Origin of the sequence: Rhodococcus sp. MEB041 (assembly GCF_030208955.1) — a bacterium.
GTDB lineage: Bacteria > Actinomycetota > Actinomycetes > Mycobacteriales > Mycobacteriaceae > Rhodococcoides.
This window is the reverse complement of record NZ_JARVSZ010000002.1, coordinates 1,179,691-1,201,057: the sequence shown is the minus strand read 5'-3', so window position 1 is coordinate 1,201,057 and position 21,367 is coordinate 1,179,691. Positions and strand designations below refer to the sequence as shown.

At 68.6% G+C, this 21,367-nt stretch carries 15 protein-coding genes and 1 tRNA gene; 12 read left to right on the top strand and 4 right to left on the bottom strand.

Annotation, left to right across the window (positions count from 1 at the left end):
- Positions 1 to 368 precede the first annotated feature (368 nt).
- Both QRN16_RS09685 and acpS read left to right on the top strand, forming a co-directional pair.
- On the top strand, positions 369 to 9,569 hold the full coding sequence (locus QRN16_RS09685) for a type I polyketide synthase (RefSeq protein WP_285185949.1): 9,201 nt from the start codon (positions 369 to 371) through the stop codon (positions 9,567 to 9,569).
- Complete coding sequence (gene acpS / locus QRN16_RS09680) at positions 9,566 to 9,958, top strand: holo-ACP synthase AcpS (protein WP_027505498.1); 393 nt, start codon at positions 9,566 to 9,568, stop codon at positions 9,956 to 9,958. Before QRN16_RS09685 ends, acpS begins: the two co-directional genes overlap by 4 nt.
- A 39-nt stretch (positions 9,959 to 9,997) precedes the next feature.
- Here acpS and QRN16_RS09675 read toward each other — a convergent pair whose 3' ends face one another.
- Complete coding sequence (locus tag QRN16_RS09675; RefSeq protein WP_027505499.1) at positions 9,998 to 10,609, bottom strand: TetR/AcrR family transcriptional regulator; 612 nt, start codon at positions 10,607 to 10,609, stop codon at positions 9,998 to 10,000.
- Between the two features lie 348 nt (positions 10,610 to 10,957).
- On the opposite strand from QRN16_RS09675, the gene QRN16_RS09670 reads away from it, so the two are divergent.
- Positions 10,958 to 12,298 (top strand): hypothetical protein, encoded by a 1,341-nt coding sequence (locus QRN16_RS09670; protein WP_285185946.1) that lies wholly within the window; start codon positions 10,958 to 10,960, stop codon positions 12,296 to 12,298.
- 31 nt (positions 12,299 to 12,329) lie between these two features.
- Complete coding sequence (locus QRN16_RS09665) at positions 12,330 to 13,721, top strand: dipeptidase (protein WP_285185943.1); 1,392 nt, start codon at positions 12,330 to 12,332, stop codon at positions 13,719 to 13,721.
- Here the strand turns inward: QRN16_RS09665 and bcp are convergent.
- A complete protein-coding gene (bcp, locus tag QRN16_RS09660) occupies positions 13,699 to 14,172 on the bottom strand; it encodes a thioredoxin-dependent thiol peroxidase (RefSeq protein WP_285185942.1) in 474 nt (157 codons plus the stop codon). The genes QRN16_RS09665 and bcp overlap by 23 nt on opposite strands.
- A 112-nt stretch (positions 14,173 to 14,284) precedes the next feature.
- Here bcp and QRN16_RS09655 point away from each other — a divergent pair, with 112 nt between their 5' ends.
- The 6 genes from QRN16_RS09655 to QRN16_RS09630 all read left to right on the top strand — a co-directional run bounded on the left by QRN16_RS09655 (position 14,285) and on the right by QRN16_RS09630 (position 17,767).
- Positions 14,285 to 14,506, top strand: coding sequence for a DUF3618 domain-containing protein (locus QRN16_RS09655; protein ID WP_027505503.1), 222 nt, complete (start codon positions 14,285 to 14,287; stop codon positions 14,504 to 14,506).
- A 92-nt stretch (positions 14,507 to 14,598) separates the two neighbouring features.
- Positions 14,599 to 14,674 (top strand) — tRNA-Lys (locus QRN16_RS09650).
- Between the two features lie 369 nt (positions 14,675 to 15,043).
- Positions 15,044 to 15,412: a hypothetical protein gene (locus QRN16_RS09645; RefSeq protein ID WP_285185939.1), complete on the top strand. Its 369-nt coding sequence runs from the start codon at positions 15,044 to 15,046 to the stop codon at positions 15,410 to 15,412.
- A gap of 522 nt (positions 15,413 to 15,934) precedes the next feature.
- Positions 15,935 to 16,414 (top strand): DUF5994 family protein, encoded by a 480-nt coding sequence (locus tag QRN16_RS09640; protein WP_285185937.1) that lies wholly within the window; start codon positions 15,935 to 15,937, stop codon positions 16,412 to 16,414.
- A complete protein-coding gene (locus QRN16_RS09635) occupies positions 16,411 to 17,286 on the top strand; it encodes a universal stress protein (protein WP_285185935.1) in 876 nt (291 codons plus the stop codon). Before QRN16_RS09640 ends, QRN16_RS09635 begins: the two co-directional genes overlap by 4 nt.
- Before the next feature lie 112 nt (positions 17,287 to 17,398).
- Entirely contained in the window at positions 17,399 to 17,767 is a 369-nt protein-coding gene (locus QRN16_RS09630; RefSeq protein ID WP_285185933.1) for a DUF5313 family protein, read from the top strand.
- A 105-nt stretch (positions 17,768 to 17,872) separates the two neighbouring features.
- Here the strand turns inward: QRN16_RS09630 and QRN16_RS09625 are convergent, their stop codons facing one another.
- Together QRN16_RS09625 and QRN16_RS09620 are read right to left on the bottom strand one after the other, a co-directional pair.
- A complete protein-coding gene (locus QRN16_RS09625) occupies positions 17,873 to 18,742 on the bottom strand; it encodes a universal stress protein (protein ID WP_285185930.1) in 870 nt (289 codons plus the stop codon).
- 62 nt (positions 18,743 to 18,804) lie between these two features.
- A complete protein-coding gene (locus QRN16_RS09620) occupies positions 18,805 to 19,128 on the bottom strand; it encodes a DUF1003 domain-containing protein (protein WP_285185927.1) in 324 nt (107 codons plus the stop codon).
- Positions 19,129 to 19,414: 286 nt separating this feature from the next.
- On the opposite strand from QRN16_RS09620, the gene adhP reads away from it, so the two are divergent.
- Entirely contained in the window at positions 19,415 to 20,425 is a 1,011-nt protein-coding gene (gene adhP / locus QRN16_RS09615) for an alcohol dehydrogenase AdhP (protein ID WP_285185926.1), read from the top strand.
- Between the two features lie 92 nt (positions 20,426 to 20,517).
- The gene (locus QRN16_RS09610; protein WP_285185924.1) at positions 20,518 to 21,291 is read left to right on the top strand and encodes a GAF and ANTAR domain-containing protein; all 774 of its coding nucleotides are present in this window, start codon (positions 20,518 to 20,520) and stop codon (positions 21,289 to 21,291) included.
- Positions 21,292 to 21,367: the final 76 nt, after the last annotated feature.

The following is a 21,367-nucleotide window of genomic DNA, read 5'->3' as shown; positions in this document are numbered from 1 at the left end:
ATAACGAATTGGTAACGATGAACACGAGGAATACCTCAGGTTCCTCGCCCGCGGAAACCGCCCTGGTCTGCAGCGATCGACCCTACTTTCGGGTCAGTTGAGCCGCCGTTTCTGGCCACGATCACGACGTACCCGCGGGTAGCACTAGGACGTCAAACAGAACGTGAGGAATTCCTCATGATTCCGTGTCATCCTTGAGCCCACGAGATGCGAGTGGTCCGTCGATGATGACTGCCCACCGTCTCGGGCTCCCGGAGTCTCGTGTCGCCGGTGGCCCAGCAACGTCGAACAACTCAGCCACGTCGAACGAGCCCAGCGTCAGAAGTACCCAGCACCTCGCGATCCGAGGTAGGAGAGGACACGCACGCGTGACCATCAACGAGAGCACTCCCCCCAACCGCCAGCGCTCCACCGATCGGGCGGAGTCGCTCGCGGAGCGGTTCGTCGCGGGCGAGCCCTACGCGTTCGCCTTCGGTGGCCAGGGTGCGCCCTGGTTGCCCACCCTCGACGAGCTGACCCGGGACTGTGCACTCGAGCCGCAGATCACCGATCTCGTCAACACCGCGGCCGACATCCTCGCGCCCGTGGCGCAGGAGCTCCTGGTCGTGCGGCCCCTCGGCTTCGATCCCATCGCCTGGATGCTGGAGCAGGAGCTCGCCGACGATCCGTCGGCCGGTCCGTCCACCGCAGCCCTCGCCTCCGCGGCCGTCTCCGTCCCCGGCGTCCTCCTCACCCAGATCGCCGCACTGCGCGCGCTGTCGGTGCAGGGACTGGACTGGACCGCCACTCCGCCCTCCGCCGTCATCGGCCACTCGCAGGGTGTCCTCGCCGAGGCGGCTGTCGCCGATCTCGGACGCAGTGACGCCGAACTGCTGGCCGTTGCGCAGCTCATCGGTGCCGCAGCCGGTCTCGTCGGCCGCCGCCGTGCCCTCATCGGCTCGGGCGAGCGGGCTCCCATGATCGCCGTCTCCGCCGTCGACCCCGTCCGTCTGCAGGCCATCGTCGACGAGGTCGCGGGCGACGACGCCACGACGTCCGCCGTCGTCGCCATCCGCAACGGTCGCCGCCGCGTCGTCCTCAGCGGTCCGTACACCAAGCTCGTCCGCGTGCAGCAGCGCTGCGAGGAGATCTCGGCCACCGAGACCAGCGAGCGTGACGCCAAGAAGCGTGGCGGCGCGATCTTCGCTCCCGTCTTTGAACCCCTCGACATCGAGGTCGGCTTCCACCACCCGCAGATGGGTGAGGCCGTCGACGTCGTCGGCCAGTGGGCCGAGCGCTGTGGCGTCGACGTCTCTCGTGCCCGCGCACTCGCGCAGGCCATCCTGGTCGATCCGGTCGACTGGGTCGCCGCGACCGAGTCCGTGGTCACCGCCGGCGCCTCGTGGATCCTCGACCTCGGTCCCGGTGACGCCCTCACCCGCCTGACCGCATCGAACATCAGTGGCCACGGCGTGGGCGTCGTCGCCGCGTCGACCCGCACCGGGCACCGCAACCTCCTCACTCCCGGCGCCGCACCCGAGGTGGACCGGCCGTGGAGCGACTTCGCCCCGTCCGTGGTCACCCTCCCGAACGGATACACCGCCGTCGAGACGTCCTTCACCAAGCTGACGGGTCGGTCGCCGATCCTGCTCGCGGGCATGACCCCGACCACCGTCGACCCGAAGATCGTCGCCGCCGCGACCAACGCCGGCCACTGGGCCGAGCTCGCCGGTGGCGGACAGGTCACCGAGGAGATCTTCGCCGGCCACGTCGCCGAGCTGCAGGAGCTCCTCGAGCCGGGCCGGTCCGTGCAGTTCAACTCGCTCTTCCTCGACCCCTACCTGTGGAAGCTGCAGCTCGGCGGCAAGCGCCTCGTGCAGAAGGCCCGCACGGCGGGTGCGCCGTTCGACGGCGTCGTCGTCACCGCGGGCATCCCCGAGCTCGACGAGGCCGTCGCGCTCATCGAGGAGCTGACCGAGGTCGGCATCAGCCACGTCTGCTTCAAGCCGGGCACGGTGGCGCAGATCCGCGCGGTGATCCGCATCGCCAACGAGGTTCCGGACTACCCGGTCATCGTCCACATCGAAGGTGGCCGCGCCGGTGGCCACCATTCGTGGGAGGACCTCGACGACCTGCTGGTAGCCACCTACGCGGAGCTGCGGTCGCACGACAACATCGTCATCTGCGTCGGCGGCGGCATCGGAACTCCCGAGCGCGCAGCCGACTACCTCACCGGACGCTGGTCGGAGGCCGCCGGCTTCCCGGCCATGCCGCTCGACGGCATCCTCGTCGGCACCGCCGCGATGGCCACGCTCGAGGCGACAACGTCCCCCGAGGTCAAGCAGCTCCTCGTCGACACCCCCGGAACGCCCGACTGGGTCGGTGCCGGCACCGCGATCGGCGGCATGGCCTCCGGCCGCAGCCAGCTCGGCGCGGACATCCACGAGATCGACAACGCCGCCTCGCGGACCGGTCGTCTGCTCGACGAGGTCGCCGGCGACGACGAGGCCGTGGCCGCCCGCCGCGACGAGATCATCGCCGCTCTCGACGCCACCGCGAAGCCGTACTTCGGCGACGTCGCGTCCATGACGTACCTGCGCTGGCTCGAGCGTTACCTCGAGCTCGCTGTCGGGCACGACATCGACACCGACACTCCGTGGCTCGACGTCACGTGGCGCGTCCGCTTCCGCGACATGCTCCAGCGCGCCGAGGCCCGCCTGCACCCCGTCGACCGTGGCCCCGTTCCCACCCTCTTCGCCGAGGACGACATCCTCGATCGCCCCGCCGATGCCCTGCGGGCACTCGTCGCGGCCTACCCCGACGCCTCGACGGTCGAGCTGCACCCGGCCGACGTGCCGTTCTTCATCTCGCTGTGCCGCATCCCCGGCAAGCCGGTCAACTTCGTTCCCGTCGTGGACAAGGACGTCCGCCGCTGGTGGCGCAGTGACTCGCTGTGGCAGGCCCACGACGCGCGGTACTCGGCAGACCAGGTCTGCGTCATCCCCGGCACCGTGGCAGTCGCCGGCATCGACCGGCTGAACGAGCCGGTCGGCGATCTGCTGAACCGCTTCGAGAAGGCCACCGCGGACCGCCTGCTCGGCTCCGGCGCGGACTCCGTCGCCGTCGCCACCCGCCGTCATCCCGACATCGCGGGCGGTCTCGTGGGCATGGTGCTCGCCGCTCCGGACATCACCTGGGCATCGCGCCTCGCACCCAACCCCGTTCGTCGACTCGGTGCACTGTCCGAGTGGGACGTCGTGTCCGACGAGGCCGCCACCCACGCCCGTACCGGCGCCACGCTGACCGTCGCCGGCTCGGACCAGGTGCTCCTCTCGGTCCCGCTCTCGCCCGGCAAGAGCGTCGACATCCGGATCACCGTCCCCGCCTCCGCGGTCGACGGCGGAGCGCCGCTCGTCACCGACGCGGACGCCGAGTCGTCGATGTCCGCGCTGCTCGGAGTCGCTGCGGGACAGGAGCTCCCGACCGTCAAGGGCGGCGCTGCTCGTCTCAACATCGCCTGGTCGCCCGACCTCGTCGCCGACCATGCGGGCGTCACCGGCTCCGGCCTCCCCGCGGACTACGGCGTCGGCCACTCGGCCGTGCCCGACGTCCTCGTCGGAGCGTGCTGGCCCGCCGTGTTCGCCGTGCTCGGCTCGGCGCGTACCGCCGACGCCGGCTCCGTCATCGAGGGCATGCTCGACCTGGTGCACCTCGACCACCGCATCGATCTCATGGGCACGCTGCCGGACCACCACAGCATCCTGGTGGTGAAGGCGCAGTCGGGCGAGGTCGTCGACACCGATCTCGGCCGCGTGGTCGAGGTCTCCGTGGAGATCGGCGCCATGCTGGGCGAGGGCCTCGACGCTCCCGTCGTCGCCACCCTCGTCGAGCGGTTCGCCATCCGTGGCCGCACCGGCACCGGCACGCTGTCGGATCCGCCGCGCGCCGGCGGGTCGGTCACCGACGCGCTGGTCGAGACCCCGCGCCGCCGTCGCCGCGACACCACCATCACGGCTCCGCGTCACATGGGTGCGTTCGCTCAGGTCTCCGGCGACCACAACCCGATCCACACCTCGGACGCCGCAGCACGTCTCGCCGGTCTCGGCGATCCCATCGTGCACGGCATGTGGCTCTCGGCTGCCGCGCAGCAGGTGGTCACCGCCGTCGATCCGGCCGCGACGACTCCGCCGCGTCGCCTCACGGCGTGGACCACGCGCTTCCTCGGCATGGTGCGTCCCGGCGCCTCGATCGACGTCCGCGTCGATCGCGTCGGCTACGAGGCCGGTTCCGAGATCGTCGAGGTCTCCTGCAAGGTCGACGGCGACATGGTCATGATGGCCACCGGCCGCATCGCCGCACCGAAGACGGTCTACGCCTTCCCGGGTCAGGGCATCCAGCAGCCCGGCATGGGACTCGACGCACGGGCTCGCTCGAAGGCCGCCCGTGAGATCTGGGAGCGTGCGGACAAGCACACCCGCGCTGCCCTCGGCTTCTCCATTCTCGCTGTCGTGCGGGACAACCCGACTGAGCTGCGCGCCAGGGGAGTGACCCACCGTCATCCCGACGGCGTCCTGCACCTGACCCAGTTCACCCAGGTCGCGATGGCCGTGCTCGGTGTCGCCCAGGTGGCTGAGCTCCGCGAGTCCGGCGCGTTCGTCGAGGACTCGTTCCTCGCCGGCCACTCCGTCGGTGAGTACAACGCTCTCGCCGCCGTCGCCGGGGTCCTGCCGCTCGAGGCCGTCCTCGAAGTGGTCTTCCAGCGCGGCTCCGCCATGCACCAGCTGGTCCCGCGTGATGCGAAGGGCCGCAGCCAGTACCGCATGGCCGCTATCCGTCCGTCCCAGGTCGGCCTCGCCGACGACGACGTCATCGGATTCGTCGAGTCCATCGGTGAGCGCACCGGCGAGTTCCTGCAGGTGGTCAACCTCAACCTGCGCGGCTCCCAGTACGCCATCGCCGGCACCGTCGCGGGTCTCGAGGAGCTCGAGCGCGAGATCGACCGTCGCCGTGCCGAGTTCGGCGGCAAGCGGGCCTTCATCCTGGTCCCCGGCATCGACGTCCCGTTCCACTCCACCGTTCTGCGCGGCGGTGTGGACGACTTCCGGGCCCGTCTCCTCGAGCTGCTCCCGGAGACGATCGACCCGTCGATCCTCGTCGGCCGCTACATCCCCAACCTGGTTCCGCGTCTGTTCACGCTCGATCGTGACTTCGTGCAGGAGATCGCCGACCTGGTGCCGTCCGAGCCGCTGGCCGACGTACTGGGTCGGTGGGACGACTGGGCCGCCCGCCCGGCCGATCTGTGCCGCGTGATCCTGACCGAGCTGCTGGCATGGCAGTTCGCCAGCCCGGTCCGGTGGATCGAGACGCAGGACCTGCTGTTCGCCGACGAGTCGGACGGCGGACTGGGCATCGAGCGTTTCGTCGAGGTGGGTCTGGGATCCGTTCCCACGGTGGCCAACCTGGCGACCAACACGCTGAAGCTGCCCGGTCGCATCGGCCACCCCGTCGAGGTGCTCAACATCGAGCGCGACGCGGCCGTCGTCTTCTCCACGGACACCGATCCGGAGATGGTGGACGAGCCCGAGTCCGAGACTCCCGCTGCAGATCCGGCGGCTGCCCCGGCAGCCGTCGCCGCCCCGGTCGCTGCTCCCGCGGCACCGGCCGGTGGGCCGCGTCCCGACGATATCGCGTTCACGGCGTCGGACGCCACGACCGTGCTGATCGCCCTGTGGACCAAGCTCCGCATCGATCAGATCGGCCCCGCCGACACCATCGAGGCACTGTGCGACGGCGTCTCGTCCCGGCGTAACCAGCTGCTCGTCGATCTCGGTTCCGAGCTGTCGCTCGGTGCGATCGACGGCGCGGCCGACGCCGACATGGGTGCCCTCGCCGGCACCGTCAACAAGCTGGCACGTACCTACCGTCCGTTCGGGCCGGTGCTCAGCGACTCGGTGAACGATCACCTGCGCAAGGTGTTCGGACCGTCGGGACGTCGTCCCGGCTCCATCGCGGAGCGCGTCGCCAAGGTGTGGCAGCTCGGTGACGGGTGGGCCCACCACGTCACCGCCGAGGTCGCTCTCGGCACCAGGGACGGCGCATCGATCCGCGGCGGCGACCTCGGTGGTCTCGCAGACGGTGCCGTCGCCGACGGTGCCGCGGTCGACGCGGTCATCGACGCAGCCGTGACTGCGGTCGGTCAGCGACGCGGCATCCAGGTGTCCATGCCCTCCAGTGGGGGCAGCGGCGGCGGTGGCACCGTCGACGCGGCCGCCCTGGGTGAGTTCACCGAGAACATCACCGGGCGCAGCGGAGTGCTGGCCTCGGCGGCCCGACTGGTCCTCGAACAGCTCGGATTCGCCGAGAACCTCACTCTGCCCGAGGCGGACGCGAGCGAGGCCGAGCTGGTCGACCTGGTGTCCACCGAGCTCGGCACCGACTGGCCGCGTCTGGTCGCTCCGTCGTTCGACGCCCGCAAGGCGGTGCTGATCGACGACCGCTGGGCCAGTGCGCGTGAGGATCTCGCCCGGCTGTGGCTGGGGGACGAGAAGGCTCAGGCACTCGCTGTCGACACTTTCGCCGGAACCGGTACGGCGGTCGCGTCCCAGGCGAGCTGGTGGCAGCAGAAGGCTGACGCCCAGGGGCGCGGCGACCTGGCGGCCACCTACGGCGCCATCGCGTCGGCTGCGGCGCAGTCGACCGAGGCGTCCACCCGCTGGACCGGACAGGTCGCGGTCGTCACCGGCGCCAGCAAGAACTCGATCGCCGCTGCGGTGACCGGGGAACTGCTCGCCGGCGGTGCGACCGTGTTCCTCACCACCTCGCGTCTCGACGAGAGCCGAGTCGGGTTCTACCGTGAGCTCTACCGCACGAATGCCACTGCGGGAGCAGCCCTCTGGGTGGTCCCGGCGAACATGGCCTCGTACGCCGACGTCGATGCCCTGATCGAGTGGATCGGCAGCGACCAGATCGATTCGGCCGGTGGCGCGAAGAAGCTGGTCAAGGCCGCCGTCACCCCGACGATGCTGTTCCCCTTCGCGGCACCGCGGGTCGCCGGCGAGCTGTCCGACGCCGGTGCCCGCGCCGAGATGGAGATGCGCGTCCTGCTCTGGTCGGTCGAGCGTCTCATCGGTGGTCTGTCGAAGATCGGTCACGACCGCGACGTCGACACCCGTCTGCACGTGACACTTCCCGGTTCACCGAACCGTGGACTGTTCGGTGGCGACGGTGCCTACGGCGAGTCCAAGGCAGCGCTCGACGCCGTGGTGAACCGCTGGAAGGCGGAGCGCACCTGGGCCGAGCGAGTCACGTTGGTGCACGCCCGTATCGGTTGGGTCCGCGGCACCGGCCTCATGGGTCACAACGACCCGGTGGCCAACGCTGCCGAGGCAGCCGGTGTGCGCACCTGGTCCACGGCGGAGATGGCCGAGCAGCTGCTCGCCACCTGCGACGAGGAGTCCCGGACCGCCGCCGCGCAGGCACCGCTCGAGGTCGATCTCACCGGCGGCCTCGCCGAGGCGGGCCTCGATCTGGCCGCACTCGCCAAGCAGGCGGCCGACGAGGCCGTCGCGGACGACGCCGTCGCCGAGGCACTCGCCACCGTCGACGCGCTTCCCGCGCCGCCGCGGCTCGACGAGCAGCCCGCAGCACCCGCGTGGACCGCTCTGGACATCGAGCCGTCCGAGATGGTCGTCATCGTCGGAACGGGCGAGCTCGGGCCGTACGGCAGCGCACGCACCCGCTTCGAGATGGAGGTCGACGAGAAGCTCTCGGCGGCAGGCGTTCTCGAACTCGCGTGGAACACCGGTCTGGTGGTCTGGGAGAACGATCCCAAGCCGGGGTGGTACGACGCCGAGTCGGGCGATCTGGTGCCCGAGGCGGAGATCGCCGACCGGTACCACGACACGGTCGTCGAACGCTGCGGTATCCGGCAGTACGAGGACGACGGCGCGATGGTGAACAACACCGCGCCGCTGCTCACCTCGGTGTTCCTGGACAACGATCTGACGTTCGTCGTCGGCAGCGAGGCGGAGGCACGCGCCTTCGTCGGTGCCGATCCCGAGCGGACGGTCGTGAACCAGAACGCGGAGGGTGACTGGCAGGTCACGCGCAAGGCGGGCACCGAGATCCGCGTACCGCGTCAGATGAAGCTGACGCGCACGGTCGGTGGTCAGATCCCCACGGGATTCGACGCCACCAAGTGGGGCATCTCGCCGGACATGGCGAGCTCCATCGACCGGGTCGCGCTGTGGAACATCGTCTGCACGGTCGACGCGTTCATCACCAGCGGCTTCACCCCGTCCGAGCTCATGCGCTGGACGCACCCCTCGCTGGTCGCCAACACGCAGGGCACCGGTATGGGCGGCATGGAGTCGATGCGCTCGCTGTACATCGACACCCTTCTGGGTGACGCTCGTGCGAACGACATCCTGCAGGAAGCGCTGCCGAACGTCGTTGCGGCGCACGTGGTGCAGTCGTACGTCGGGTCCTACGGCGCGATGATCCACCCGGTCGCGGCCTGCGCCACGGCGGCGGTCTCGGTCGAGGAGGGCGTGGACAAGATCCGGCTCGGCAAGGCGACGTTCGTCGTGGCCGGCGGGTTCGACGACCTCAGCACCGAGGGCATCATCGGCTTCGGCGACATGTCGGCGACGGCGGAGGCCTCGGCGATGCACGCCAAGGGCATCTCGGATCGCCGGTTCTCCCGAGCCAACGACCGTCGACGCGGCGGCTTCGTCGAGTCGCACGGCGGCGGAACGATTCTGCTGGCTCGCGGTGACCTCGCTCTGGAGATGGGCCTGCCCGTCCTCGGTGTCGTCGGATGGGCGCAGTCCTTCGGTGACGGCGTGCACACGTCGATCCCGGCTCCCGGTCTCGGCGCCCTCGGCGCTGCCCGCGGCGGTCAGGACTCGGCGATGGCGTTGTCGCTCAGCGCACTCGGCGTCTCCGCGGACGACATCGCGATCGTCTCCAAGCACGACACGTCGACCAACGCGAACGATCCCAACGAAGCGGAGATGCACACGCGTCTGGCCCGAGCACTGGGCCGCACGGAGGGCAACCCCCTCTTCGTGGTCTCGCAGAAGTCGCTGACCGGACACAGCAAGGGCGGCGCCGCTGCCTTCCAGCTGATCGGTCTGTGCCAGGTGCTGGCCGAGGGCGTCGTGCCGCCGAACCGCAGTCTCGACTGCGTCGACGACACGATGACCGAGTTCGAGAACCTGGTCTGGGTACGCGAACCGCTGCGCTTCGGGGAGCGGCTGCCGTTCAAGGCCGGTCTGCTGACCAGCCTCGGCTTCGGCCATGTGTCCGGCATCATCGCCGTGGTGCACCCGCAGGCGTTCCTCGAGGCGGTTCCGGCCGCGCAGCGCGAGGAGTACACGGCGAAGGCGCAGGCACGTGTGGTGGCCGGCAAGCGGCGGCTGATGGAGGCGATGTGCGGCGGATCCTCGCTGTACGAGCGTCCGGAGGATCGCCGACTGGGCCACGACGGCACGTCGAGCGATGCGAAGCACGAGCTCGAGATCGATCTGCTGCTGAGCGAAGATTCTCGCCTCGGCGCGGACGACGTCTACCGTACGGTGGCCGAGTGAGCATCCTGGGAGTCGGTCTGGATCTGGTGTCGGTCTCGGAGTTCGCCGAGCAGATGGAGAAGGTCGGGACCACCATGGTCCGCGACAGCTTCACTGCCGGCGAGCGCCGCCACGCCGCCACGCGCAGTGCGGATCCCGCGCGGCACTACGCCGCGCGGTGGGCCGCGAAGGAAGCGGTGCTGAAGGCTTGGGCCGCATCACGTTTCGCTCGTGCGCCCCAGATCGGCGACAACCCGTACCCGCTGATCGAGGTCGTCAACGACGCGTGGGGACGTCCGTCGATCAAGCTGCACGGCATGGCCGCGGAGTTCCTGCCGACGGTCAAGATCCACCTGTCGCTGACCCACGACGGCGACATGGCGGGAGCGGTGGCGATCCTCGAGGAGTGATCGTCAGACGAATGACGGAGAAGAGGAGAGCCGACGCGATCAGCGTCGGCTCTCCTTTTCTGCCACCAACAGGTAGGCGCCCATCAGGCGCTTCAGCTCGGCGACGGCGTCGGCGTGACTCTGACCGTCCTGCACCGAGAAGTTGAGCATGGAGTAGACGACGTGCACGAGCACCTCGGCCATGAGGTTGCGGCGGGCACGTGGGGTGCGGGGTGTGAGCGGTGCGAGCACCCGCTCCACCTGGGCGGCGAACGCCTTCTCGTGGATCATGCCGGTGGCGCGTGTGGCCGGGGTGGACTGCATCGCCAACCACACCTCGCGTCGGGACGGATCCGACGTCCACAGGCTGGAGAGATGGTCCAGGAAGTCGTCGAGGAAGCGTAGCCAGTCGAGTGACGGAACCTCCCCGTCGAAATCGGCGAACTCCTGGCGCACGCCTGCGAGATCCTGGCGACCCAGTTCGCACACGATGACGTACTTGTTGGCGAAGAACTGGTACAGCGTGCCGATGGGCAGCCCGGCGCGGGCCGCGACCTCCTCGCACGTGAACGACTCGAACCCCACGTCGGTCAACAGTTCGCGCGACGCCGTCAACAACGCGTCGAACTTCCGTTTGCTGCGCTCCTGGGTGGGGCGGCGGCGGGGGAGCAGCTCGACGGGCTCGTTCTCGTCCGCGTTCTCGCTGGTGTCGGCCCCGTCGCGGACATCGGTCTCGTCGTGAAGGCCCTGTTCGTGCGCTGTCTCCTCGGTGATCGGGGTGCTGCGCCCCGGTGCTCCGTCGGTCGACTCCACGTCACCAACAGTATCGGTCGACCCACCGTTCTCGAACAGTGAGCTACCGTTCGGCCGCATTCAATATGAACTTACGGTATGTTTAGAGACTGTTACAAGACGCATCGTTCACTGACGGAGCAAGTAGTCGATCGTTCAGGCCGGTCTCGGGGGAGTCACGACGGCTGTGTCGGCTTCCGGTTCGTCTTCGAGAAGAGGAGGCACATCATGAACGACACCCCCCGCAACAGCAGCGCACCCGAGACCCGTGGTGACACCACCGTGGTCTCCGCCGTTCTGCTGTATCACCTGGACGGGTCCACGGTGACGGCGTCCCTGCTGTCTCCCATCGACGGGTCGGACCTCGGCGTCGCCGAGTCGATCGACCTCGAGGACTTCTCGCCCGAGCAGATCGGGCTGACGGTGCCGATGCTGTGGGACCTGGTGGACGTCGCCGACGCCTGTGTCATGTCCGTCGTGACCTCGGGCGCTGCCGCTGACATCGACGTGGCTCCGCCCATCCTCGAACTCGCGTTCGGTGTTCCCGTCTTCGACTCTCCCACCCCGGTCGTCGCGGACACGCCCGCCGCCGGCGCGACACTCGACGACGACGCCACTCCTCCTGCCGACGATGTCGCGCCCTGGCAGCGGACCACACCCTCCGCTGTCGCCGCCGCCGCAGCGGCAGCCCGCCCACCTCTGCGCCCGACGCGTCCCGTCCCGGCCAAGCCGGTACGCCGGTCTGCGACCGGTGCGGGGAAGTCCGGCGTCGTGAAGTCGGGCGCGTCCGCGTCGCCGATCTCGAAGTCCGCAGCGGCACGTGCCGGTGTGGCAGGTGCCGCCGCCGCGGCTGCTCGCCCCCGAGTCGCGTCCGCCGACGAGGTCACGCCCGTCGACAAGGCCGTTCCTCCCACGACGTCGTCCGACACCGGCACCGAGGTGTTCCCCGCCGTCGTGGCGCCTGCTGTCGTCGATCCGATCGACGATGCTCGGACCGAGGCCATCCCGGTGGTGACGGCCGCGTCCGTCGCTCCCACCGGTCGCCGCTCGCGCCGTTTCGTCGGGTTCGCCGGCGCTGCCGCCGCAGCAGCGCTGGTCGCGGCGGGCATCGGTACCGCTGCCGTGATGTCCGGTGGATCGGACAGCGTGCCCCAGAACACCGCCGCGGAGCAGCAGGCCCCGAACGGTGGCTCCGCGTCCCCGGTGGCAGATGCTCCCGCAGCCGCGGCACCGGTGGTTCCCGCTGCTCCGGCCGCGTCGCCGGCCCCCGCTGCTCCGGCAGCGCCGGTTCCGACAGAGGACGCCGCAGCAGACGCCGCGGCCTCCGACTGGACCGCGCCGTCGGCAGCACCCTGGTCGCCGACCGCCGCTGCGCCGGCGCCCACGCCGTGGACCACCACGCCGCCACAGCAGCAGTCGTCCTCTCCCAGTGCGGTACCCGCTCCGCAGTTCACCGTCCCGGTGCCCGAGCAGGATCCGAACAAGTCCCCGCAGCAGCTGCAGGACGAGGCGTGGGCGAAGCACTGGCAGCAGACCGGGCAGTGGCTGAACCAGGAGTTCCCGCAGTAGGTCGACGCGTCGAGGTGCCAGACTGTTTTCCATGACCTCTGGTACCGATGCGCAGTTGTCCGAGCTCCGAGACCGCGTGCGTGCGAGCATGCCGCGAGTGCGCGCCGAACTGGCAGACCTCGTTGCCTTTCGCTCCATCGCCGATCCCGAGCAGGCGCCGCCGTCCGAGTGCCGCTCCGCCGCGGAGTGGGTGCGGGACGCGTTCCGCGACGCCGGCGTGAAAGACACGGAGTTGCACGAGACGTCCGACGGATCGGCGGCCGTCATCGGTCGGCGCCGCGCCGCGGACGGTGCTCCGACGGTCCTGCTGTACTCGCACTACGACGTCCAGCCTGCGGGCGACGAGTCGCTGTGGAACAGCGCGCCTTTCGAGTTGACCGATCGGGACGGTCGCTGGTTCGGCCGCGGTTCGGCCGATTGCAAGGGCAACGTGCTGATGCACCTCGCGGCGCTCCGTGCGCTCGGCTCCGACTCGGAGGTGGGCATTGTGGTGGTGTGCGAGGGCTCGGAGGAGACCGGGACCGGTGGCCTCGAGGACCTGGTGCACGATCGTCCCGAACTGTTCGCGGCCGATGTGATCGTCATCGGCGACACGGGCAACATCGCCGTCGGAACGCCGACGCTGACGACGTCGCTGCGCGGCATGGCGATCGTGCGGGTCGACGTCGAGACACTCCGCGGCGCAGTGCATTCCGGCATGTACGGCGGTCCTGCGCCCGACGCACTGGTGGCCCTCGTGGCAATGCTCGCCACACTGCACGACGTCAACGGAGACACCACGATCGACGGGGTGGACGGTTCCGGCGTGTGGGACGGTGCCGAGTATCCGGTCGAGCGTTTCCGGACGGATGCGGGCGTGCTGGACGGTGTGGAGCTCACCGGGAGCGGGTCCATCGCGGACCATCTCTGGGCCCGGCCGTCCGTCACCGTCATGGGCATCGACTGCCCACCCGTGGTGGGAAGCGCCGCCGCCGTGGTGCCTCGCGCGTCCGCGCGCATCGGACTGCGCGTACCGCCCGGCATGGACGCCGAGAAGACGCGTGATCTGCTCGTCACTCACCTGACGAATGCGGCGCCGTGGTCCGCGCGGGTGACGGTCACGCCGGATGCCGTCGGATCACCCTTCGCCGCCCGTACGGACGGCCCCGCGTACGGCACGCTGATGACCGCGTTGAGCGACGCCTACGGCGAGCCCGTGCAGTTCGCCGGGCAGGGCGGTTCCATTCCGCTGTGCACCGCGCTGCAGCGCGCGGTTCCGGACGCGGAGGTCGTCCTCATGGGCGTCGAGGAGCCGCTGTCGACCATTCACGCACCGAACGAGAGCGTCGACCCCAGCGAGATCGAGACCATCGCGGTGGCCGAAGCAGCGTTCCTGAGCCGCCTGCCCGAGCAGTGGCGGCTCAGAGCTTCAGATCGCGGATGAGCTTGGCGACGTGGCCGGTGGCCTTCACGTTGTACTGAGCCACCTCGACCTTGCCGTCGGCGTCGATGACGAACGTCGAGCGGATGACGCCCGTGACGGTCTTGCCGTACATCGACTTCTCGCCGAACGCGCCCCACGCCTGCAAGGTCGACTTCTCCGGATCGGAGAGCAGCGGGAACGTGAGGCCCTCGTCGTCGCGGAACTTCGCCAGCTTGGCGGGCTTGTCCGGCGACACCCCGATCACCTCGAGGCCCGCATCGTTGAGCTGCGCCAGGCTGTCGCGGAAGTCGCACGCCTGCTTCGTGCACCCCGGCGTCGCCGCGGCGGGGTAGAAGTAGACGACCACGCGTCGGCCGGCGTAGTCCGCCAGCGACACGGTGTTGCCGTCGGCGTCGGGGAGGGACAGGGCGGGAGCAGCGTCGCCTGCGGACAGTCTCGAGGTCGTGGTCACGATGCCAAACTTAGCCGACTCGTCCGAGCCGGGCAGGCGCGCCGGGCGTCGTGCTCTAGGCTTTGAGGCGACCGCAGAAGTTCTGCATCTTCGTCCAGCCGGGAGGGCTTTCGTGGCACGCAACACCGACAACATCGAGCGCGACATCGAGGCCGCACGCGACCAGCTCGCGTCGACCCTGGACGAGCTCAGCGTGCGCGCCAACCCGAAGCGGCTGGTCGAGAACACCAAGCGCAGCGTCGTGGGCACCCTCAACGAGCCCGCCGTGAAGTTCTCGCTCATCGGCGTCGGCGCCGTCGTCGCCATCCTGGTGATCCGCAAGATCGTCAGCTGAGCATCTGCGCAGGTCAGTGACTCGATTTCACTCCATGCGCGCCAGGTGTTAATGTCTTTCACGCACCGAGGAGCGCGAGCCGCTCCGACCATGCGCCTATAGCTCAGTTGGTAGAGCAAGTGACTCTTAATCACTGGGTCCGGGGTTCGAGTCCCTGTGGGCGCACCAGAAAGAGCCCCTGATCAGCGGATACGCTGATCAGGGGCTTTTGTGGTTTCGGTGCCACTCACTACATATTCATGACTTTCAACTCGAAATCCTCGGAGTCGGGGCTATCGGGCGAACATCGGCGATTCGTACCTGCTGGTCAGGGCGTTGTGTTCGTGTCTGTACTGGTTCCAGTAGACGGTCGGTATAAGAGTCGTGTAGCCATGACCGTTCAGGACGGATTGCACCACTACCACTGATCCCGTCGGTGCCGGGTCCGCTGCGGTAGGCGTGTAACCCGGTAGCTCGCTGCAGAGTCGGTGCGGCGCCGTGACAGCCGCCCTGTACACCGAATCGACTGCACGCCCGGGTCGAGAAGGTCGAGTTCACATGATTGACACCCCGATTCACGATCATCTGCGGCAGACCCTGGGCATCGATCCACGATCCGAGGACGGGGGGTCGAGCCGCCCGCCATCGGGTCTCCTGCTCGAGGCGATGGTCGATCCCCGGACCGACACCGTCAGGTCTGACAGCGTGGCCACAGAACGTGGGAAGCAGGATCGGGCGTTCTCGTCGTATTGCCGGGCCAAGGAACGAGAACGTCGGCTCGCCGGTGAGCGCGGACAGTGGAGTATCGACAGGCCGCTGACCGTCGCCCGAGAGAACGCCGAGATGCGCAGAGCCATCGACGACGACGTCTCCGTCCAGGAAGCGTTGACTGCGGCCCTGCGTGCCTGTGACGACGTGCCGGGGTGAGGTCATTGTCGGACATTCGGCACTGACCGCGCCGCCGGACTCGATCACGCAGGAGGATCGACACTGATCTTTTCGGTGTCCGCAACAATCGCGGCAGGGTGCTCACGCAAACGCGGGCGTACCCGCCCACGCCGGGCGGGTACGTCCACAGCTCCCGGCGTCAGTCCCGCACGGGCATTCTCGGTGCGCTACCTCGTCGTGGAGCTACTGCGAACCCTACACTCCGTGAAATAACCTGCGCCTGAGCGATATTCGATCAGGCATCGGAGCGCGGTGGCCCGGATCGTCGCGTACCGCGTGCCGTGACAGTTCACGACCAGCAAAGGTGTTCCGCGCGGGTCGGTGGTCCCACCGACTGAGTCCTTTGTGCTCTGTCGCGCCGTCGGCAACTCGTCCACGATCGAGTGGATCCGCCACAGACCGTGCGATCCGAGAAACGAGGGCCCAGTGACACCCACCACCACACCGTTGCGTCCATCGAGCCAGTCGGTAGGCGACGTGGATCGGGGGCGAACCGTGATCGTGCGCCCCGTCGTTGCCGGCGCGCTCCGCCCGGTCGACGGCGGATGGCGCCCCGGCAGCAGCGACCTGGAAGCAGTGCTGCCGCATCTGCTCTGGGAGGTGGCGCAGCGCGGGAGTCAGGTCGAGCGGGTGATCTATCGTCTCGACGAGTGGTCGCACGCGCCGAAGCAGATACGAGTGGGTGGCGACCGGGTTCATCTGGACGGATACCACCGCCAACCCCGCCACACGGTGTCACTGTTGTGTTCCGACGGGAGTCGTATCGTCATGCTGGTCGTGCCCACCTCGGTCAGCGGGCCCGCGGCGCGGGCGATCATGACGAACGCAGGAAGAGCGGGGAACGCGGAGACCGTGCAGCAGCTTCTCGGTCTGACGTTGACGGACATGGCGCCGTTCACGGACCCGGCTGTGGCGCAACAACGGTGGGACACCGATGGAGGCCCGCAGGACGCGCGGCGTCCGGCGACGGACCTGATGTGAGTGAAGTGCGTCGAATAGTCGTCGGTGTCGACGGATCGGCGGCATCATTGCACGCCGTCAGATGGGCGGTGCGCGACGCGGTGACCCGCCGAGTGCCGGTAGAACTCGTCACCGTGGCCCCGCGGGTCCCACGAATCTCGGGCTCGTCCCTGGCATTGCGGGCCGATGACCGCACCGATCGTCGAGCAGACACGGGCCGCATCTCGAGCATCGCGGTTCGCGCGGCCCGCGCAGTGGGCGGATCATCGACGATCTACATCGGCTCGCGAGTCGAACACGGTGCCCCCGTCGACATCTTGGCGGGGCTCGCCGAGCCGTCCTCGATGATCGTGCTGGGGTCGAGGGGGCTCGGGAAGTTCGCCGATGGCGTGTTCGGATCGGTGAGTGCGGCGGTCACGACCCATGCCACGTGCCCCGTTGTGGTGGTCCCGTCGGCGCAGTGCGCGCAGGGCCCGGTGGTGGTCGGGGTGGACGGCACCTCGGCCAGCGAGGCAGCGGTCGATCTTGCCGTGGAGGAAGCCTCGCTACGAGGCGTCGATCTCGTCGCTGTCCACGCCTGGAGCGACACCGACACAGGCTGTGTTCTTGCCGGTGATGTCGGCTCACACGGACAGGACGGAGCCGTGCAGAACGTGGCTCTGTCGAAAAGCCTTGCCGGGCGGTACGACGACTACCCTGATGTGACCATTCGCCGAGTGGTGGCCAGAGACGGCCCGGTGCGAGAGATGGTCCGTGAGGGTTCGCGCGCACAGTTGGTGGTGATGGGTAGGCGGGGCCGGGGCGGCCTCGCCTCGCTGCTGCTCGGTTCCACGTCGCAGGCGGTGCTGCACAGTGTTCACATTCCGGTGATCGTCGTTCCTGCAGGCCGCTGACTGGTGAAGCCTGCGGCGACCGGGCCGATGATCCGAGGTTGGGGACCTTCGGCGCTCGACGCGTGCCGAACGGCCCTGCGCTCCGGACGCGGACGGGCCGAGCATGATGGGCGTGATCGAACCGACTCGTCAGCAATGGGCACGATACAACGTGGGCGGCGTGTTGCCGCCGGTCCTGGGGCCGTGGGTGAAGGACGACCTCCTGGGTAGAGGAGCGTGGGCCCGATACATTCTCCGCTTCTCGATCCCCCTCGTTCCGTTGCTGTCGGCTTTCCTGCTGCTCCCGGGTCCACGGTGGGTGGTCCTGGGCATGATGTCGCTCATCCTGCTTCCCGTCCTGTACTTCGCAGTGGGTTTACGGCAGGTGTACACCCAGTTCAGGTTGCGGCAACACGGACTCGACCACCGGATCCCGGCGCACGAACGGGCAAGTGCCGCCGAGGAGCGGCGCGTCTACCGGCGGAACCACGGTCACGACTGACGAACACTGCCCTCTCGGACGGGGCCGGTCCCGAGTATCGCTCGGAGAGCACCGGTGTGGCCCAGCGGCACGAAGGCCGAGACCGGTCCCGGAAGACGGCAGGAGTCATCGCACCACGAGCACACTGCACCGGGCATGGTGCACCATGTTCTGGCTGACCGATCCGAGAGCGGCGCCGGAGACCCTGCCCCGTCCACGGCTGCCGACCACGACGAGCCGCGCCGACGTCGACAGGGCGCGCAGTGCCATCGACGGGGATGCACTGGAGGTCGAGATGCCGACCGACACATCCGGAAACTTCTGTCGCAAATTCTCGACTCGGTCCCACAGCCACTTCCGCTCCTCCCGGCCCACACGCTCCCAATCGATGTAGCCGGCGCCCAGTGCGAGGCCGAGTTTCATCGACACGCCCCAGAAATGGGCGGCCGTCACGGGTGCGTTCAGCAGGTCTGCGTACTCGAACGCGGCCAGCATTGCCCGGCCGGACTCCGGGGATCCGTCGACACCGACCACGACGGGGTGGTGCGTCGTGGTGTCGATGTCGTCCTGACGCCGGATCATCACCGGGCACTGCACCCTACCGATGATGCGGATGGTGTTGCCGCCCAGCACGATGTCGCGGACGGGGCCGGTACGTCCTGAGCCGAGCACCACCAGTGAGGAATCCACCCGCGCGAGGTAGTCGGTGATGGACAGTTCTGTGCCGACTCGTTCCACATCCGCCGCAGGGTCGATGGCAACGATGGCGTCGGTGGCCGCGTCCAGGTGTCGGCGTCCGAGGGCGTGCATCTCGTCCGACAGCGGTATCTCCGAGACGTACGCGGCGCTGCCGAGATACCAGCCGGGAACGTGCATCGAATGCACCACCCGCAGCGGTGTGTGCGTCACACGCCCGAATGCGGCCGCCCATCGAGCGGCGGCCAGGGCGGTGTCGGAACCGTCGATACCGATCGAGATGGGTGCGGGAGTGGTCATGGGGGAGGTCCTTTCGGAACGTCGGCGGAATTCGACGATCGAGGTCGATGACTGCTGCACCGTCATCCGGTCGGAGGGGCGGGCGCGCACACGTGCTCGTGGATCTCGGTGGACAGGCCCGCAATCGATTTCGTGAGAACGGTATTGGCTTCGATCATGTCGCGGAGGAGGGCGGTGTTGGCCAAGGTGTGTACGGCGACCTCGCTGCTGATCGAGTCCGCGCGTTTCGCGGAGATCAACAGGATCGCCCCCTGGAGTCCGGCGATCATCGACAGGAAGAGGTTGAGCAGTATGAACGGATACGGGTCGAAACCGCCGCCCTTGTTGTAGGCCGCCCAGAGTGCCATCGTCCCGAGGAACAGGAAGACGAACGGCCACGAGCCCATTCCGTTGCGTACGTAGTCCGCCGCCCGCTCACCTGTCGTGAGCGAATCGCCGGTTCGAACCCCCGGGTGTCTCCTCCAGAGGTTGATGGTCGGGGCGTCGACGCTGTCATGACACCGAGCATGGCCGCAGCGTTCCGCGCCGACCAGAGCACAAGGACCGTCGCGGACGAGGATTCGCGGATGACTTCCGGCACTACCCGCCAGGCGACGTCGAAGCGACGATGAGCGCAGTGCATCGCTCGATCATCGAGAACGGCACGGAACGTATCGATGGAGGACCAGTTCGATGAGAGCCGCTGTAGTGACCGAGTTCGGCAAACCCCTGACCGTGCAGGATCTTCCGATACCTGCACCCGGGCCCGAGCAGGTTCTGGTCAAGATGGAGACGTGCGGTGTGTGCCACACCGACATTCACGCGGCGACCGGCGACTGGCCGGCGAAACCGACATTGCCGTTCGTTCCCGGCCACGAGGGGGTCGGTGTCATCGAGGCGGTGGGGACGCAGGTGTCGGACACACGGATGGGTGAACGCGTCGCCATCGCCTGGCTCGGGTCCGCGTGTGGGGAGTGCGACCACTGTGTGTCGGGGTGGGAGACACTGTGCGAGGAGCAGGAGAACAGCGGCTACTCTGTCGACGGTGCCTACGCCGAATATGCTGTCGCGCATGCTCGCTACGTCGTCCGAGTTCCCGACGAGATTTCCTCGTTCGACGCCGCCCCGCTGACGTGCGCGGGAGTCACGACGTACAAGGCCGTCAAGGTCGGCGGAGTGACACCGACGCAGAGGGTGGCCATCTTCGGCGTCGGCGGCCTGGGGCACATGGCCGTGCAGTACGCGAAGATCGCGGGCGGTTTCGTCACCGCCGTCGACATCGACGACGGCAAGCTGGACCTGGCGCGCGAACTCGGCGCGGATCACACCGTCAATTCCTCGACGACCGATCCCGTGGAGGCCATCGCAGCACTCGGCGGTGCCGACGTCGCGATCGTCCTCGCGGTGATCCCCAGCGTGTTCGACCAGGCGTTCCGCTCGCTGCGGCGCGGTGGGCGTCTGGTGTGCGTGTCCATGCCGGCTGACGGTGTGTTTCCGATTCCGATCTTCGAGACTGTGGTCGGGGGAATCTCGGTGTTGGGCTCGATCGTCGGGACGCGCAAGGACCTGCGGGAAGTGTTCGCCCTGCACGCCGCCGGCCGCACCACGGTCTCCGCCGTGTCTCGCACGATCGACGACGTCAACGAGTGCTTCGCCGACCTCCTCGCCGGCCGGGTGACAGCTCGTCAGGTGATCGAGTTCTGATCGGCGCCGTGGTTGCCGCGCCACGCCGGTAGGGTCACCCGTGGGCTCGCACGCGTCGTCTTGCGCGTGCGCCCACGACGAATCGAGACCCGATGGACGTGCAGGACGACAGACGCATCGACCTCGAACACGCCGGCGCCGGCCGGGTCGAGGACGACTCCAGGTCGTCCCTCGCCGACCTGAGTCGTCTGGCGACCACCACACTGTCTCTTCCGGACATGCTCTCTCACGTCGCCGAGTACGCAGTGCGCGCCATCCCGGGTGCCGACGGCGCAGGACTGACCCTGCTGCACCCGGAGCGGGCCGCGACCATCGTCGCCAGCGCAGCGTTCGTCCGCGACGTCGACGACATCCAGTACGCACTCGGGCAGGGGCCGTGCATCACCGCAGCGTCGGAGGGGCGAACCGTGCGGTCGGGGGAACTTGAGACCGACGCGCAATGGCCGGACTTCGGTCGACGCGTCGCCGTGTTGAACGTGCACAGCGCCCTGTCCCTGCCCTTGATCACCGACAGCGGTGTTCTCGGTGCGATGAATGTGTACGCCCGCCGCCCCGATGCATTCGACGATCAGGCCGCGGAACTCGGTCAGTTCTTCGCGATCCCGGCGGCGATATCGGTGCAGAACGCCCGCGCACTGGCCAGTGCGAAGCGGTTGACCGAGCACCTCGAGAAGGCGCTCGGCAGCAGCTCCTCCATCGAACAGGCAGTGGGCATCCTCATCAGTCGCAGCGGATGCACACCCGACGAGGCGTACGCCCAGCTTCGTACCCTGAGCCAGAACGACCACGTCAAGATGGACGTCGTCGCGCGCCGTGTGGTCACCGAAGCGTCCAGGTCGGCTCGTGCGCGTCGACGCAGACGGTGACCAGGGAGTAATGTCTGCCCCGGTAAGTGATCTCGAGGCCCGACGTTCCGAATCGAGCCGCACGCTCACCCGTGTA